This is a genomic window from Antrihabitans stalactiti (assembly GCF_012932915.1).
GTDB lineage: Bacteria > Actinomycetota > Actinomycetes > Mycobacteriales > Mycobacteriaceae > Antrihabitans > Antrihabitans stalactiti.
Genome location: NZ_VCQU01000007.1, coordinates 208,296 through 224,140, shown reverse-complemented (window position 1 = coordinate 224,140; position 15,845 = coordinate 208,296). Strand labels below are relative to the sequence as shown.

15 protein-coding genes are annotated in these 15,845 nt (G+C 63.4%); all 15 read left to right on the top strand.

Going from position 1 to position 15,845, the window contains the following annotated elements; all coding sequences use genetic code 11:
• Positions 1 to 17 precede the first annotated feature (17 nt).
• On the top strand, positions 18 to 416 hold the full coding sequence (locus tag FGL95_RS20590; RefSeq protein WP_169590263.1) for an Rv3143 family two-component system response regulator: 399 nt from the start codon (positions 18 to 20) through the stop codon (positions 414 to 416).
• A 168-nt stretch (positions 417 to 584) separates the two neighbouring features.
• Positions 585 to 944, top strand: coding sequence for an NADH-quinone oxidoreductase subunit A (locus tag FGL95_RS20585; protein WP_169590261.1), 360 nt, complete (start codon positions 585 to 587; stop codon positions 942 to 944).
• 9 nt (positions 945 to 953) lie between these two features.
• Complete coding sequence (locus tag FGL95_RS20580) at positions 954 to 1,508, top strand: NuoB/complex I 20 kDa subunit family protein (RefSeq protein WP_169590259.1); 555 nt, start codon at positions 954 to 956, stop codon at positions 1,506 to 1,508.
• Positions 1,505 to 2,158 carry an NADH-quinone oxidoreductase subunit C gene (locus tag FGL95_RS20575; RefSeq protein ID WP_169590257.1) on the top strand — a complete coding sequence of 218 codons (654 nt, stop codon included), beginning with the start codon at positions 1,505 to 1,507 and terminating at the stop codon, positions 2,156 to 2,158. The genes FGL95_RS20580 and FGL95_RS20575 overlap by 4 nt, the downstream gene beginning before the upstream one ends.
• The gene (nuoD, locus tag FGL95_RS20570; RefSeq protein WP_169590255.1) at positions 2,158 to 3,450 is read left to right on the top strand and encodes an NADH dehydrogenase (quinone) subunit D; all 1,293 of its coding nucleotides are present in this window, start codon (positions 2,158 to 2,160) and stop codon (positions 3,448 to 3,450) included. The genes FGL95_RS20575 and nuoD overlap by 1 nt, the downstream gene beginning before the upstream one ends.
• The gene (gene nuoE / locus FGL95_RS20565; protein ID WP_169590253.1) at positions 3,447 to 4,193 is read left to right on the top strand and encodes an NADH-quinone oxidoreductase subunit NuoE; all 747 of its coding nucleotides are present in this window, start codon (positions 3,447 to 3,449) and stop codon (positions 4,191 to 4,193) included. The genes nuoD and nuoE overlap by 4 nt, the downstream gene beginning before the upstream one ends.
• A gap of 1 nt (position 4,194) precedes the next feature.
• On the top strand, positions 4,195 to 5,493 hold the full coding sequence (gene nuoF / locus FGL95_RS20560) for an NADH-quinone oxidoreductase subunit NuoF (RefSeq protein WP_169590252.1): 1,299 nt from the start codon (positions 4,195 to 4,197) through the stop codon (positions 5,491 to 5,493).
• Positions 5,490 to 7,862, top strand: coding sequence for an NADH-quinone oxidoreductase subunit G (locus tag FGL95_RS20555; protein WP_169590250.1), 2,373 nt, complete (start codon positions 5,490 to 5,492; stop codon positions 7,860 to 7,862). The genes nuoF and FGL95_RS20555 overlap by 4 nt, the downstream gene beginning before the upstream one ends.
• On the top strand, positions 7,859 to 9,133 hold the full coding sequence (nuoH, locus tag FGL95_RS20550) for an NADH-quinone oxidoreductase subunit NuoH (protein ID WP_169590248.1): 1,275 nt from the start codon (positions 7,859 to 7,861) through the stop codon (positions 9,131 to 9,133). Before FGL95_RS20555 ends, nuoH begins: the two co-directional genes overlap by 4 nt.
• A complete protein-coding gene (gene nuoI / locus FGL95_RS20545; RefSeq protein ID WP_169590246.1) occupies positions 9,126 to 9,740 on the top strand; it encodes an NADH-quinone oxidoreductase subunit NuoI in 615 nt (204 codons plus the stop codon). The genes nuoH and nuoI overlap by 8 nt, the downstream gene beginning before the upstream one ends.
• Positions 9,737 to 10,519 carry an NADH-quinone oxidoreductase subunit J gene (locus tag FGL95_RS20540; protein ID WP_169590245.1) on the top strand — a complete coding sequence of 261 codons (783 nt, stop codon included), beginning with the start codon at positions 9,737 to 9,739 and terminating at the stop codon, positions 10,517 to 10,519. Before nuoI ends, FGL95_RS20540 begins: the two co-directional genes overlap by 4 nt.
• On the top strand, positions 10,509 to 10,808 hold the full coding sequence (nuoK, locus tag FGL95_RS20535) for an NADH-quinone oxidoreductase subunit NuoK (protein ID WP_169590243.1): 300 nt from the start codon (positions 10,509 to 10,511) through the stop codon (positions 10,806 to 10,808). Before FGL95_RS20540 ends, nuoK begins: the two co-directional genes overlap by 11 nt.
• 10 nt (positions 10,809 to 10,818) lie before the next feature.
• Positions 10,819 to 12,687, top strand: coding sequence for an NADH-quinone oxidoreductase subunit L (gene nuoL, locus FGL95_RS20530; RefSeq protein ID WP_169590241.1), 1,869 nt, complete (start codon positions 10,819 to 10,821; stop codon positions 12,685 to 12,687).
• A complete protein-coding gene (locus FGL95_RS20525) occupies positions 12,684 to 14,237 on the top strand; it encodes an NADH-quinone oxidoreductase subunit M (protein ID WP_169590240.1) in 1,554 nt (517 codons plus the stop codon). The genes nuoL and FGL95_RS20525 overlap by 4 nt, the downstream gene beginning before the upstream one ends.
• On the top strand, positions 14,234 to 15,781 hold the full coding sequence (nuoN, locus tag FGL95_RS20520) for an NADH-quinone oxidoreductase subunit NuoN (protein ID WP_338079944.1): 1,548 nt from the start codon (positions 14,234 to 14,236) through the stop codon (positions 15,779 to 15,781). The genes FGL95_RS20525 and nuoN overlap by 4 nt, the downstream gene beginning before the upstream one ends.
• The last annotated feature ends 64 nt before the right edge of the window (positions 15,782 to 15,845 follow it).

Here is a 15,845-nt window from a genome sequence, read left to right as displayed (position 1 = left end):
GGCGTAGCATCGCGGATGTGACCACACCGCCACTGCGTGTTCTCGTCTACAGCGATGATTCGAGCACCCGGGAGAAGGTCCGGCTGGCGTTGGGAAAGCGGCCGCATCCCGACCTACCGGAAATCGAATACATCGACGTTGCAACCGAGCCGATCGTGATCAGCCACCTCGACGCCGGTGGCATCGACCTGGCGATTCTGGACGGCGAGGCAACGCCGGCCGGCGGAATGGGCATCGCGAAGCAGCTGAAGGACGAGATCGCCGACTGCCCGCCGATCCTCGTACTGACCGGTCGGCGCGACGACAAGTGGCTGGCGAAATGGTCCAGAGCCGAAGCGGCCGTACCGCATCCGCTCGATCCGATCGAACTTTCCAACGCAGTCGTGGCGTTGCTGCGGACGCGGATTTCGGCCTAGCGCCCGCCGCCGCGCATTAGCTGCAACTTTGCAGGCTGGCGTGCCGAATTCCCTTGGACGGAACTGACTGGAAAGTAAGCCAAGGCAAGGGAAAATCTGGGTAGGCTGAGACTTGGCTCACACGACGACGATGTTGTGCCGGTCCGCGCAGGAAGGAGAACAGGCGGCTTGAACGTCTATGTGCCGATCCTGGTTCTCGGAGCGCTCGCCGTAGGTTTCGCTGTCTTCTCCGTGATCATGGGTCTGATCGTCGGCCCGCGGCGGTACAACCGCGCGAAGCTCGACGCGTACGAATGTGGCATCGAGCCGACTCCGCAACCGATGGGCGGCGGTCGCTTTCCGGTGAAGTATTACCTGACGGCAATGCTTTTCATCGTGTTCGACATCGAGATCGTCTTTTTGTATCCGTGGGCCGTGTCGTTCGACGCGTTCGGGTTGTTCGCGCTGGTCGAGATGTTCCTTTTCGTTCTGACGGTCATCGTCGCCTACGCATACGTGTGGCGGCGTGGCGGCCTCAATTGGGATTGAGGAGCTGATATGGGTCTCGAAGAGAAGCTGCCGAGCGGCTTTCTGCTGACCACGGTGGAGGGCATCGCGGGGTACATGCGTAAAGGCTCGCTGTGGCCGGCGACCTTCGGCCTGGCCTGCTGTGCCATCGAGATGATGGCCACCGGCACCGGGCGCTACGACATCGCGCGGTTCGGGATGGAGGCCTTCCGCGCGTCTCCGCGCCAAGCCGACCTCATGATCGTCGCGGGCCGGGTAAGCCAGAAGATGGCTCCTGTTCTGCGGCAGGTCTACGACCAGATGCCGGAACCCAAATGGGTTCTCGCCATGGGCGTGTGCGCGTCGTCCGGCGGCATGTTCAACAACTACGCGATCGTGCAGGGTGTCGACCACGTCGTCCCTGTCGACATCTACTTGCCCGGCTGCCCGCCGCGCCCGGAAATGCTGCTCAACGCAATCCTCAAGCTGCACGAAAAGATTCAGGAGATGCCGCTCGGCGTGCACCGTGACGAGGTGGTGCGAGAGGCTGAAAAAGCCGCCCTTGCAGCGACTCCCACGTTCCAGCTGAAGGGTCTGCTCCGATGAGCCAAACAAGCACCGGCATGTTCGGGGTGCAAGGAACTGGTGACACGTCGGGTTACGGTCGGCTGGCTCGTCCGGTCCCATTGCCTGCCAGCAGCCCCCGTCCCTACGGGAGTTATTTCGACGAGGTCGTCGATGCACTCGCTGCAGCATTGTCGGATACCGGCGTGGAGCTCGACGATGCGGTGGAAAGGGTCGTCGTCTTCCGCGACGAGCTGACACTGCATGTGCGGCGCGAGTATCTGCAACGGGTTGCGCAGCGGCTGCGCGACGAGCCGGACCTGCGGTTCGAGCTGTGTCTCGGCGTCAATGGGGTGCACTATCCGCAAGACACCGGCCGGGAGTTGCACGGCGCGTATCCATTTCTGTCGATCACGCACAACCGACGCGTCCGCGTCGAGGTCTCGGCACCCGACACGGACCCGCATATCCCGTCGCTGTACTCGATCTACCCGACCAACGACTGGCACGAGCGCGAAACTTACGACTTCTTCGGCATCATCTTCGACGGCCACCCGTCGTTGACGCGGATCGAGATGCCCGACGACTGGGAAGGCCACCCGCAGCGCAAGGACTATCCGCTCGGCGGCATCCCGATCGAATACAAAGGCGCTGTCATTCCGCCGCCGGACGAGCGGAGGTCGTACCGCTGATGAGCGAAGCAACCGTCTATACAGCTGCAGGCGAGGATTGGGACGAGGTCGTCAGCGCCGCGAGACAAGCCGGCGAGGAGCGGATCGTCGTCAACATGGGGCCGCAGCACCCGTCGACGCACGGCGTCTTGCGGCTCATTCTGGAGATCGAGGGGGAGACGGTCACCGAAGCGCGCTGCGGCGTCGGCTACCTGCACACCGGAATCGAGAAGAACCTCGAGTACCGATATTGGTCGCAGGGCGTCACTTTCGTGACTCGGATGGACTATCTCTCGCCCTTCTTCAACGAAACCGCGTTCTGCCTTGGCGTGGAGAAGCTTCTGGACGTCACAGACCAGGTTCCGGAGCGGGCCAGTGTCATTCGCGTGATGATGATGGAGCTGAACCGCATTTCGTCGCATTTGGTCGCGTTGGCCACCGGCGGGATCGAACTCGGGGCTTTGACCGCGATGTTCTTCGGATTCCGCGAGCGTGAGCAGATCCTCGACGTGTTCGAAACCATCACCGGGCTGCGGATGAATCACGCCTACATCCGGCCCGGTGGCCTCGCGCAGGATCTGCCTGCGGACGGCGTGGACAAGGTTCGTGAGTTGCTGAAGATTCTGCCGGGCCGGTTGCACGAATTGGAGTTGATGCTGAGCGACAGCCCGATCTGGAAGGCGCGCACGGTCGGCATCGGCTACTTGGATCTGACCGGTTGCATGGCCCTCGGCGTCACCGGGCCCGTCCTGCGGTCTACCGGGCTGCCGCACGACCTGCGGAAATCGCAGCCGTACTGCGGTTACGAGAACTACGAGTTCGAGGTCAAGACGGATACCAGCTGTGATACCTACGGCCGCTACTTGATTCGGGTCGAGGAGATGAAGGAGTCGCTGAAGATCGTCGAGCAATGTCTCGACCGTTTGAAGCCCGGTCCGGTGATGATCGAAGACCGCAAGATTGCCTGGCCCGCGGATCTCGCTCTGGGCGAGGACGGGCTCGGCAACTCGCCGCAGCACATCAAGAAGATCATGGGCACCTCCATGGAGGGGCTCATTCATCACTTCAAGTTGGTCACCGAGGGGTTCCGCGTCCCGCCCGGGCAGGTTTATGTCGCTGTCGAGTCGCCACGAGGCGAGCTCGGTGTCCACATGGTCAGCGACGGTGCCACCCGGCCGTATCGGGTGCACTACCGGGACCCATCGTTCACGAATCTTCAAGCAGTGGCAGCGATGTGCGAGGGCGGGATGGTCGCCGACGTGATTGCCGCCGTCGCCAGCATCGACCCGGTCATGGGTGGGGTGGATCGATGAGCAATTCAACGCCGGTGTTCATTCAGTTCGGTGCGCGGTCCGAGGAGAAGGGGCAGCTGGTTCATCCAGGCGCTCCGGTGACGTATCCGCCCGATGTCGAGGCGCGACTGACTGCCGACGCCGCCGAGATCATCGGACGCTATCCGGTTGCGCGGTCGGCGTTGCTTCCGTTGCTCCATCTGGTCCAGTCCGAGGACGGCTATATCACTCCCGCCGGCATCGAGTTCTGCTCGAAACAGTTGGGGCTCACCGGAGCTGAGGTGACGGCGGTCGCGACGTTCTATTCGATGTATCGCCGCGACCCAACGGGGGAGTACTTCGTGGGTGTCTGTACGAACACGCTGTGCGCAGTGATGGGCGGCGACGCGATTCTGGCTGCACTCGAGGAACATCTCGACATCGGACACGGTGGAACGACGGCCGACGGCAAGGTCACGGTCGAGCACATCGAGTGCAACGCGGCATGTGACTTCGCGCCGGTCGTGATGGTCAATTGGGAGTTCTTCGACAACCAGACTCCGGAATCGGCGCGCACGCTTGTCGATTCGTTGCGGTCGGGCGAGTCGGTGCAACCCAGTCGCGGAGCCCCGCTGTGTACGTTCCGCGAGACCGCCCGGATCCTTGCAGGCTTCCCCGACGAACGTCCCGGAGTGCTCGAAGGCGGCCCGGGCGATGCGACGCTGGTCGGGTTGCGGATCGCACGCGAACAGGGCATGACCGCACCGACGACGGACGGAGCATGACGTGCCGCTGACTCCGGTTCTCAGTCGATTCTGGGACGAGCCGCAATCGTGGACGCTCGAGACCTACCTTCGTCATGACGGGTACGAGGGGCTGCGTAAAGCCCTGGCCTCGACGCCGGACCAGGTCATCCAGACGGTGAAGGACGCCGGACTGCGCGGTCGTGGCGGTGCGGGGTTCCCGACCGGAATGAAATGGGGTTTCATCCCGCAGGGTGACGGTAAGCCGCACTACCTGGTTGTCAATGCGGACGAGTCGGAACCTGGTACGTGCAAAGACATTCCGCTGATGATGGCCACTCCGCACGCGCTGGTGGAGGGCGTGATCATCGCGGCGTACGCCATTCGTTCGAGCAAGGCGTTCATCTATGTCCGCGGTGAGGTAATTCCGGTGCTGCGGCGATTGCAGGCGGCTGTGGCCGAGGCCTATGCCGCCGGCTATCTCGGCACGAACATTCTGGATTCCGGCTTCGACCTCGAGCTGGTGGTCCATGCCGGCGCAGGTGCCTACATCTGCGGCGAGGAAACCGCGCTGCTGGATTCGTTGGAGGGCCGCCGCGGCCAGCCACGGCTGCGGCCGCCGTTTCCCGCGGTCGCCGGTCTGTACGCGTGCCCGACCGTCGTCAACAATGTCGAGTCGATTGCCAGTGTGCCGCCAATTCTGTTGAACGGCATCGACTGGTTCCGGTCGATGGGTAGTGAAAAGTCTCCCGGATTCACGCTGTACTCGTTGTCCGGCCACGTGACGAAGCCGGGCCAATACGAGGCGCCGCTGGGAATTACGTTGCGGGAGTTGCTCGAATACGCGGGCGGTATCCGCGCTGGGCACCGGCTGAAGTTCTGGACACCGGGTGGGTCGTCGACGCCGATCTTCACCGACGAACATCTCGACGTCGCCCTCGACTACGAAGGCGTCGGCGCTGCAGGCTCGATGTTGGGGACGAAGGCGCTGCAGATCTTCGACGAGACCACATGCGTTGTGCGAGCGGTCCTTCGGTGGACCGAGTTCTACGAACATGAGTCCTGCGGCAAATGCACTCCCTGCCGTGAGGGCACCTACTGGCTGACGCAGATTCTGCAACGGCTCGAGGCAGGCAAGGGAACCGAGGGCGACGTGGAGAAGTTGCTCGACATCTCCGACAGCATTCTGGGCAAGTCCTTCTGCGCACTTGGCGACGGCGCGGCAAGCCCGATCCTGTCCTCCATCAAGTACTTCCGCGACGAGTACCTCGCCCACTTCACCAGCGGCGGGTGTCCGTTCGATCCACACGCGGCGACACTGTTTTCGGCGGTGACGGCATGACCGGGGTGCTGCCAGAATTGCTGACCGTCACAATCGACGGCGTCGAGGTGCGAGTACCCAAGGGCACCTTGGTCATCCGCGCTGCCGAGTTGGTCGGAATCCAGATTCCGCGGTTCTGTGATCACCCGTTGCTCGACCCAGTCGGAGCTTGTCGCCAGTGCCTGGTCGATGTCGAAGGCCAGCGCAAGCCGATGGCCTCGTGCACCATCACAGTCACCGATGGCATGGTGGTCCGCACGCAGCACACCTCGCCTGCGGCCGAAAAAGCGCAGCGTGGCGTGATGGAGTTGCTGCTGATCAACCATCCACTGGACTGCCCGGTCTGCGACAAGGGTGGCGAATGTCCCCTCCAGAACCAGGCAATGTCCAATGGCCAGGCGGAATCTCGGTTCGAGGACGTCAAGCGCACCTTCCCGAAGCCGATTCCGTTGTCGACGCAGGTCCTGCTCGACCGCGAACGATGCGTGCTCTGTGCCCGCTGCACGAGGTTCTCCCAGCAGATCGCGGGTGACCCGTTCATCGAACTTCTCGAACGTGGTGCGTTGCAGCAGGTCGGGATCTATGGAAACGAGCCGTTCGAGTCGTACTTCTCCGGCAATACGGTTCAGGTGTGTCCGGTCGGCGCGCTGACCGGCACGGCTTACCGATTCCGCGCACGACCGTACGACCTCGTCTCGAGCCCGAGCGTCTGCGAACACTGCGCGAGTGGCTGCGCGCAGCGCACGGACCACCGGCGCGGAAAGGTGCTGCGGCGGTTGGCCGGCGACGATCCCGCCGTCAACGAGGAGTGGAATTGCGACAAGGGGCGTTGGGCGTTCACCTACGCCACCGAGCGCGACCGCATCACCACCCCGTTGGTCCGCGACGATACCGGTACGCTCGTACCAGCCTCATGGTCGGAGGCGTTGGCCATTTCGACGCATGCATTGATCGCGGCCACCGGGAACGCCGGTGTGTTGGTCGGCGGTCGCGCGACTGTGGAGGACGCCTACGCGTACGCGAAGTTTGCGCGAATTGCACTCGAGACCAACGACATCGATTTTCGCGCTCGAGCACACTCCGCCGAAGAGGCCGAGTTCTTGGCGGCGAAGGTTGCCGGTCGAGGGCTGACGGTGACCTACGACGACCTCGAACAGGCGTCGGCGGTGCTGCTCGTCGCTTTCGAGCCGGAAGAGGAGTCGCCGATCGTCTACCTGCGGCTGCGCAAGGCCGCACGGAAGTCGGGATTGGCAGTGCACTCGATTGCGCCGTTCGCGACGAACGGGTTGACCAAGCTGTCCGGTCGACTGATTCAGACGGCGCCTGGTTGCGAGGCGCGGGCGCTCGACGACGCAACGACCGCCGAATTGTTGAACCCGGGCGCGGTGATCATGGTCGGAGAGCGGCTCGCTGGTGTGCCGGGCGGCCTGTCGGCAGCCGTCCGGCTCGCCGAAAAAACTGGTGCCCGATTGGCGTGGGTGCCGCGTCGCGCAGGTGAACGCGGCGCGCTCGAGGCAGGCGCCGCGCCAGGATTGCTGCCGGGCGGCAGGCCGACCAGCGATCCGGACGCTCGGCGCCAGGTGGCGACGCTGTGGAATGTCGCCGAACTGCCTGCGACACCAGGTCGCGATACCGCTGGCATTCTCGCTGCGGCACAAGCGAATCAGCTCGCCGCGCTCGTCGTCGGCGGCGTCGAGGTCGACGACCTGCCCGACCCGGACGCAGCGTTGGCCGCGCTCGACGCCGTGCCCTTCATTGTCAGTCTGGAGCTTCGGCACAGCGCGATCACAGATCGCGCGAACGTCGTCTTCCCCATTGCGCCCGTGGTCGAAAAGCCGGGCACCTTCGTCAACTGGGAGGGTCGCACACGGACCTTCGATGCCGCATTGCGCGATACAGGCGCCATGCCGGACCAGCGCGTACTGCACGCGCTGGCTGCGGAAATGGGTGCAGCGCTGAACCTTCCGGATGCGGCAACGGCTCGCGCCGAGATCGACAAGCTTGGCAGCTGGGACGGTGGGAGCCTACCTGCGCCCGACGTTGCGGCGCAAGCGGCCGCGCAGCCAGGTCCCGGCCAGGCGGTCCTCGCGACGTGGCGGATGCTGCTCGATGCGGGTCGATTGCAGGACGGCGAACCGAATCTCGCCGGAACGGCGCGTAAGCCGGTCGTGCGATTGTCGGCGGGCACCGCCACCGAAATCGGTGTCGGCGAAGGCGAATCGGTCACGGTGCGGACCGACCGCGGCTCGATCACGTTGCCACTGGCCATCACTGACCTGCCTGACGGCGTCGTCTGGCTTCCGCTGAACTCGCCGGATTCGGCGGTCTACCCGCAATTGGGTGCGGCAGCAGGCAGTGTCGTCGCAATCGAACGAGGAGGCGCGTCATGACAGACCTCTCGTTGTTCGGCCACGACCCGTGGTGGTTGGTTATCGCCAAGACTGTCGGCATCTTCGCCTATCTGATGCTGACGACCCTCGTGGTGGTGCTCGCCGAGCGAAAGATCATGGCGTACATGCAAATGCGCGTCGGACCGAACCGGGTCGGTCCGTGGGGTCTGCTGCAGACCCTGGCAGACGGCGTCAAGATGGCCCTGAAAGAGGGCGTTATCCCGACCGGCGTCGACAAGCCGGTATACCTGCTCGCCCCGGTCATTGCAGCGGTGCCTGCGTTCATGGCGGTCGCCGTGATCCCGTTCGGTGGTCAAGTCTCGATAGCAGGCCATCAGACCGCGTTGCAGCTCACCGATCTGCCCGTCGGTGTCCTCTACATCCTCGCCATCGCATCGGTCGGCGTCTACGGGATCGTGCTCGCCGGGTGGTCGTCCGGCTCGACGTATCCGTTGCTCGGTGGACTGCGCTCGACCGCGCAGGTCATCTCGTACGAGATCGCCATGGCGATGTCGTTCGCGGCGGTATTTCTTCTGTCCGGGACGATGTCGACGTCGGGAATTGTCGCTGCGCAGGACCGCATTTGGTACATCTTCCTGCTGTTGCCGTCGTTCCTCATCTATACGATCTCGATGGTCGGCGAAACCAACCGCGCGCCGTTCGACCTGCCTGAAGCCGAGGGCGAACTGGTCGGCGGCTTCCACACCGAATACTCGTCCCTTCCGTTCGCGATGTTCATGCTCGCCGAGTACGTCAACATGGTGACCGTCTCGGCGCTGTCGGCAACGCTGTTCCTCGGCGGCTGGCATGCGCCGTTCCCGTTCAACCTGTGGGACGGCGCCAACGCGGGGTGGTGGGGGCTGTTGTGGTTCACGATGAAAGTCTGGGGTTTCCTCTTCTTCTTCATCTGGCTCCGGGGTACGTTGCCGCGGCTGCGCTACGACCAATTCATGAAGCTCGGCTGGAAGATCCTGATCCCGATTTCGCTGCTCTGGGTCATGGTGGTTGCGACGGTCCGGGCGTTCAGGAACGAGGGCTACGAGATCAAGTCGATTGCGCTCGTCATCGCAGGCGTAGTCGTCGCCCTCTTGGTGTTGGCGCTGGCGTGGAAGTTGGTTCGCGGCAGTCGGGCCCGCGTCGCCGACGAGCCTGCGCCAACCGGCGCGTTCGATCCGATGGCCGGCGGGTTCCCGGTTCCGCCGATGCCAGGTCAGACGCTTCCGGAATTTCGCCGAAAGTCCGTCGTCACGCAAGGGAGTACGGATGCCTAAGTTTCTTGGTCCAGTAGCAGGATTCGGCGTGACCTTCTCGACCATGTTCAAGAAGCCGATGACCGAGTTCTACCCCGAGGAAAAGACGCCGACCGCAGCTCGTTATCACGGTCGGCATCAACTCAACCGTCATCCGGACGGGCTGGAGAAGTGCATCGGCTGCGAGTTGTGCGCGTGGGCTTGCCCAGCCGACGCCATCTACGTCGAAGGCTCCGACAACACAGAGACGGAACGCTTTTCGCCGGGGGAGCGGTACGGGAGCGTCTACCAGATCAACTACCTGCGCTGCATCGGCTGCGGGTTGTGCATCGAGGCCTGCCCGACCCGCGCGCTCACGATGACCAACGACTACGAACTCGCCGACGACAACCGCGCCGACCTGATCTACGGCAAGGACAAACTGCTCGCGCCGCTCGGTCCGGGCATGGTCGCGCCGCCGCACGACATGGCCCCCGGTACGACGGACGAGGACTACTACCGGGGGAATGTGAGCGGGCCGGCGGACTCTGGACTGAGGAGTGGAGGGAGCGCAGCGACTGGAGCGACGAGGGAAGAGGCCGCCACAAAGGGCCCGCGAATGGACTCGAATGTGAGCGGTACAGAATGACACTCACGCTGCTGGCGGATTCGTTCACCCGCACCTCCACCGGTGAGGGCGTGCAGTTCTGGATTCTCGGCACCATCGCGGTGCTCGGTGCGCTCGGTGTGGTGGGCGCTTCCAGAGCGGTCTATTCGGCGATTTTCCTCGCGATGACGATGATCGTCCTCGCGGTCTTCTACATGGCGCAGGATGCGCTTTTCCTCGGTGTCGTGCAGATCGTCGTCTACACCGGCGCTGTCATGATGCTGTTTCTGTTCGTGCTGATGCTCGTCGGCGTCGACTCCTCGGACTCACTGGTCGAGACGTTGCCCGGCCAGCGGTATGCCGCCATCGCTGCAGGTCTGGGGTTCGGGCTGCTGCTGATCGGCGGAATCGGGAACGCCTCGGTGTCGGGCTTCAAGGGACTGCAATCGGCGAACTCCGGCGGCAACGTGCAAGGGCTGGCCGAGATCATCTTCGTGCGCTACGTCTGGGCCTTCGAGCTCACCGGCGCATTGCTGGTCGTTGCGACCATCGGAGCAATGGTGCTCGCGCACCGCGAACGTTTCGAGCAACGCAAAGATCAGCGGGAGCAATCGGTCGAGCGCTTCCGCGAGGGCGGTCGGGTGACGCCGCTGCCGACTCCCGGCGTGTACGCGCGCAACAATGCCGTCGACCTGCCGGCCAGGTTGCCGGACGGAACGTATTCCGATCTGTCCGTGAGCTCGGTGCTGAAGAAACGTGACATGGATACATCTGGGCCAGGTTTGGGGCGCCTGGGTGGGAAGGGTCACCGTGAATCCTGATAACTACCTCTATTTGTCCGCGCTGCTCTTCACGATCGGTGCGGCGGGAGTGTTGCTGCGTCGCAACGCGATTGTGGTGTTCATGTGCATCGAGCTGATGTTGAATGCGACGAATCTGGCGTTCGTCACGTTCGCTCGGATGCACGGCAATCTCGACGGCCAGATGTTCGCGTTCATCACGATGGTCGTCGCCGCTGCCGAAGTTGTCGTCGGTCTTGCGATCATCATGACCGTCTTCCGTGCCCGACGTTCGGCTTCGGTCGACGACGCGAATCTGCTGAAGCACTGAGGGCGGCGAATTGAATACGGTCTGGCTTCTGCCGGTTCTGCCGCTGTTCGGCGCCGTCGTGTTGTTGCTCGGCGGCAAGCGGACCAACTCGTGGGGTCACCTGCTCGGGTGTGCGGCGTCGATTGCGTCGTTCGGCGTGGGCGTCGCGTTGTTCTTCACCATGGTCGGTCGCGACGATGCCGACCGGCTCATGCACAACGACGTGTTCAGTTGGGTTCCGGTCGCGGGCTTGCAGGTCGACTTCGGCCTTCAATTGGACCAGCTGTCAATGTGTTTCGTGCTGCTGATCACCGGTGTGGGTTCGCTGATCCACATCTATTCGGTCGGCTACATGGAGCACGATCCGGAGCGCCGTCGCTTCTTCGCGTATTTGAATCTCTTCCTTGCGGCGATGTTGGTGCTGGTCCTCGCCGATAACTTCCTCGGTCTGTACGTCGGCTGGGAAGGCGTGGGTCTCGCGTCGTATCTGCTGATCGGGTTCTGGCAGCACAAGCCATCGGCTGCGACCGCGGCGAAGAAGGCGTTCGTCGTCAACCGTGTCGGTGACATGGGTCTGGCGATCGCGATGATGATCATGTTCGCGACGTTCGGCGCCGTCGACTTCGCGTCGGTGTTCGGCAACGCGGACAGGGCCAGCGACGGGACGTTGACCGCGATCGGGCTGATGCTGCTCCTCGCTGCATGCGGTAAGTCGGCGCAGGTCCCGCTGCAATCCTGGCTCGGCGACGCGATGGAAGGTCCGACGCCGGTGTCGGCGCTCATCCACGCCGCGACCATGGTGACGGCAGGCGTCTACTTGATTGCCCGGTCGAACCCGATCTTCGATCTCACACCCGACGCCCGGTTGGTCGTCGTCATCGTCGGCACTGTCACGTTGTTGTTCGGGGCGATCATCGGCTGCGCGAAAGACGACATCAAGAAGGCGCTCGCCGCGTCGACGATGAGCCAGATCGGCTACATGGTGCTCGCCGTCGGTCTCGGACCGGCGGGCTACGCATTCGCGATCATGCATCTACTCACGCACGGGTTCTTCAAAGCCGGACTGTTCCTCGGCGCTGGATCGGTGATGCACGGCATGAACGACGAAGTGAACATGCGTCGCTATGGCGGTCTACGGACCGTCATGCCGATCACATTCGTGACGTTCGGCCTCGGCTATCTGGCGATCATCGGCCTGCCTCCGTTCGCGGGCTTCTTCTCGAAGGACAAGATCATCGAGGTCGCATTCGACGAGAACCCGATTCTCGGTGTGGCCGCCCTCATCGGTGCCGGGCTCACCGCGTTCTACATGACGCGCGTGATGCTGCTGACGTTCTTCGGCAAGCGTCGTTGGGCTGCGGACGCGCATCCGCACGAATCACCCGGCACCATGACTGCGCCGATGATCGTGCTCGCAGTGGGGTCGGTCGCCGCCGGAGCGCTCTTCACGATGGGCTCGTCGTTGCAGCATTGGCTCGAACCTGTTGTCGGATATCACCATTCGGAGCCAGCGATGCCCGTATGGGTGACGACCGTGCTTACGCTGGCGTTCGTGCTCGGCGGTGTCGCGGTTGCCTATCGGCAGTACGCGCTTCGTGAGGTGCCCGAGGAGGCTCCGGCCGGTTCGGTGCTCACGGTCGCCGCGCGTCGGGACCTCTACGGCGATGCTCTCAACGAGGCTGCGCTGATGCGCCCCGGTCAACACCTCACTCGCTCACTGGTTTTCGTCGACAGCAAAGGGGTGGACGGCATCGCGAATGGGTTCGCCGCACTTATCGGCGGCACGTCTGCCCGGCTTCGGCAACTGCAAACCGGTTTCGTCCGGTCGTATGCTCTCGCGATGTTCACCGGCGCAACTCTGGTGGTCGCAGCGATGCTGTTGGTCAGGGCGTGGTCATGACCGACTTTCCCTTGTTGACGACGCTGTGGCTCGTCCCTCTCGTCGGTGCGCTGGTGGTCCTTGCGCTGCCGACGGGAAAGAGTCAACTCGCCAAGTCGGTCGCACTGGGCGTATCGGTCGTCACCCTCGGCATTGCAGTGGTATTGGCGTTCCAGTTCGACCCGGGCGGCGACCGCTACCAATTCGTCGAGTCACACGAATGGATTCCGGCGTTCGGCACCGGCTACACCCTGGGAGTCGACGGCATCGCGCTGGTCCTCGTGGTGTTGACGGCGGTGCTGGTGCCTATTCTGCTGCTCGCGGGCTGGAACGACACCGAGGACACGACGGGGTCGCGCGGTCCACGCACGTACGTGGCGCTGACCTTGATGGTCGAGGCCATGGTGTTGGTCTCGTTCACCGCACTCGACGTTCTGCTGTTCTACGTCTTCTTCGAAGCCATGCTGATTCCGATGTACTTCCTCATCGGTGGGTTCGGCAGCATGGACCGTACCCAAAGGTCCTATGCGGCAGTTAAATTCCTGCTCTACAACCTTTTCGGCGGCTTGATCATGCTCGCCGCCGTGATCGGCCTCTACGTCGTGACTGCGCGAAACGGCGCAGGCACCTTCGATTTTCGCGAGATCGTGACCGCTGCCAACAACGGTGGTCTCGGCGCGAGTCCCACCGTGCTCAACGCGATCTTCCTCGGCTTCATGTTTGCGTTCGCCGTGAAGGCGCCGCTCTGGCCGTTCCACACGTGGTTGCCCGACGCCGCCGTCCAATCGACACCGGCGACGGCGGTGCTGATGATGGCCGTCGTCGACAAGGTCGGCACGTTCGCGATGCTGCGCTACTGTCTGCAGCTGTTTCCGGATTCGACGCGATACTTCACGCCGCTGATCATCACGCTGGCCGTCATCGGAATCGTGTACGGAGCGCTGCTGGCCATCGGCCAGACCGACGTCATGCGACTGATTGCGTACACGTCGATCTCGCACTTCGGCTTCATCATTCTCGGCATCTTCGCGCTCACCAGCCAGGGGCAGGCGGGCTCGACCCTGTACATGGTGAACCACGGCATCTCCACCGCGGCGCTGTTCTTGGTCGCGGGATTCCTCGTCTCGCGGCGGGGGACTCGCGCGATCGCGGACTACGGCGGCGTGCAGAAAGTCGCTCCCGTGCTGGCGGGCGTCTTCCTCGTGTCCGGCCTCGCGACACTGTCATTGCCGGGCCTTGCGCCGTTCATCAGTGAGTTCTTGGTGCTGATCGGGACGTACTCGCGCTACCAGGTCGCCGCTGTCGTTGCGACGAGCGCGCTCGTGCTGGCCGCGATCTACGTGCTGTGGCTGTACCAACGCGTGATGGGCGGACCGATTACCAAGGGCAATGAGAAGATTCGAGATTTGGTGCCGCGTGAGATAGTCGTCCTCGCACCGCTTGTCGCGCTGCTGATCATCCTCGGCGTCTACCCCAAGCCGGTCCTGGACGTCATCACTCCTGCCGTCGATCACACATTGACCACCATTCACCAGGAAGATCCGGCACCGACCATGGCTGGTGACAAGTGACGACCTACGCCTCGACGTTGCAAGCGCCGACTATCGAGTACGGCGAACTTGCGCCCGTGCTCGTCGTGTTCGGTGTGGCACTGGTCGGAGTGCTCGTCGAAGCCTTCGTTCCGCGCGCCGGTCGGTACGTGTGTCAGCTCGTGGTCAGCCTTGTCGGACTTGTCGCGGCGTTCGTGGCGGTCGTCGCCCTCGCCGGTACGCGGCACTTAGCGGTGATGGGCGCGGTCGCCATCGATGGGCCGACGTTGTTCATGCAAGGCACCATCCTGCTCGTCTCGATTCTCGCAATTCTGCTCATCGGCGAGCGTGGACTCGGTGGCGACACCGACGCATTCACCCCGCAGGCGTCGGCCGTGCCCGGCAGTCCCGCTGAGCGGGAGGCAACCAAGGCAGGCGTCGTCCAGACCGAGGTCTTCCCGCTGAGCCTGTTCGCCATCTGCGGCATGCTGATCTTCCCGGCGTCGGGTGATCTGCTCACGATGTTCGTCGCACTCGAAGTTTTTTCGCTTCCGCTGTACCTGCTGTGCGGCCTGGCGCGTCGTCGTCGACTACTGTCGCAGGAAGCAGCGGTGAAATACTTCCTGCTCGGAGCATTTTCGTCGGCATTCTTCCTGTACGGAATGGCGTTGCTCTACGGATATGCGGGCACGGTCGAGTTGACCGGAATCGCGTCGGCGGTCAAAGACCATACCGGCAACGACTCGCTGGCCCTGGTCGGCGTCGGTCTGCTCGCGGTGGGACTGCTGTTCAAAGTCGGCGCGATTCCCTTCCATTCCTGGATTCCGGATGTCTATCAAGGCGCGCCCACGCCGATCACCGGCTTCATGGCAGCGGCGACCAAAATCGCGGCTTTCGGCGCATTGCTGCGAATTTTCTATGTCGCGTTGCCTGATCTACGAGTGGATTGGCGGCCGGTGCTGTGGGGCGTCGCGATCCTGACCATGGCGGTCGGCGCGGTCCTTGCCGTTACCCAGACCGACATGAAACGAATGCTCGCGTACTCGTCCGTGGCTCACACCGGTTTCATCTTGACGGGCGTGATCGCGCTGAACGACGCCGGTCTGTCGGCTGTGCTGTTCTACCTGCTCGCCTACGGTTTCAGCACGCTCGGCGCTTTCGCCATCGTCACTGTGGTTCGCGACTCGAGCGGTGAGGTCACGAACATGGCCCGTTGGGCCGGCCTCGGTCGCCGATCGCCTTTCATCGCAGGAGTTTTCGCGTTGTTCCTGCTCGCTTTCGCTGGTATTCCACTGACCAGCGGTTTCGTCGGAAAGTTCGCCGTGTTCCAGGCGGCGGCCGAAGGCGGAGCGGTCCCACTGGTGATCGTCGGCGTCGTCAGCAGCGCAGTCGCAGCGTTCTTCTACGCCCGCGTCATCGTGCTGATGTTCTTCTCCGAGCCGCCGGCCAACGTCGCCACCGTCGCGCGGTCGAGTGTCTTGACCACCACGGTCATCGTGATTTCCGCCGCCACCACCGCGGTGCTCGGAATCTTCCCGCAGCCGGTCCTCGATCTCGCCACCAAGGCGGGGGAGTTCCTGCACTGAGGTGTTGCGACGAGTAGATCCCCTCAGCCGCAGACCATTTCGCCAGCGACACGCCAATTTGCTA

Bases quoted from the DNA above. Each gene is read 5' to 3' on its own strand.
- nuoH (WP_169590248.1), top strand. From the start codon at position 7,859: ATGACAGACCTCTCGTTGTTCGGCCACGACCCGTGGTGGTTGGTTATC.
- FGL95_RS20575 (WP_169590257.1), top strand. From the start codon at position 1,505: ATGAGCCAAACAAGCACCGGCATGTTCGGGGTGCAAGGAACTGGTGAC.
- FGL95_RS20555 (WP_169590250.1), top strand. From the start codon at position 5,490: ATGACCGGGGTGCTGCCAGAATTGCTGACCGTCACAATCGACGGCGTC.
- nuoE (WP_169590253.1), top strand. From the start codon at position 3,447: ATGAGCAATTCAACGCCGGTGTTCATTCAGTTCGGTGCGCGGTCCGAG.
- nuoI (WP_169590246.1), top strand. From the start codon at position 9,126: ATGCCTAAGTTTCTTGGTCCAGTAGCAGGATTCGGCGTGACCTTCTCG.
- nuoD (WP_169590255.1), top strand. From the start codon at position 2,158: ATGAGCGAAGCAACCGTCTATACAGCTGCAGGCGAGGATTGGGACGAG.
- FGL95_RS20540 (WP_169590245.1), top strand. From the start codon at position 9,737: ATGACACTCACGCTGCTGGCGGATTCGTTCACCCGCACCTCCACCGGT.
- FGL95_RS20525 (WP_169590240.1), top strand. From the start codon at position 12,684: ATGACCGACTTTCCCTTGTTGACGACGCTGTGGCTCGTCCCTCTCGTC.
- FGL95_RS20580 (WP_169590259.1), top strand. From the start codon at position 954: ATGGGTCTCGAAGAGAAGCTGCCGAGCGGCTTTCTGCTGACCACGGTG.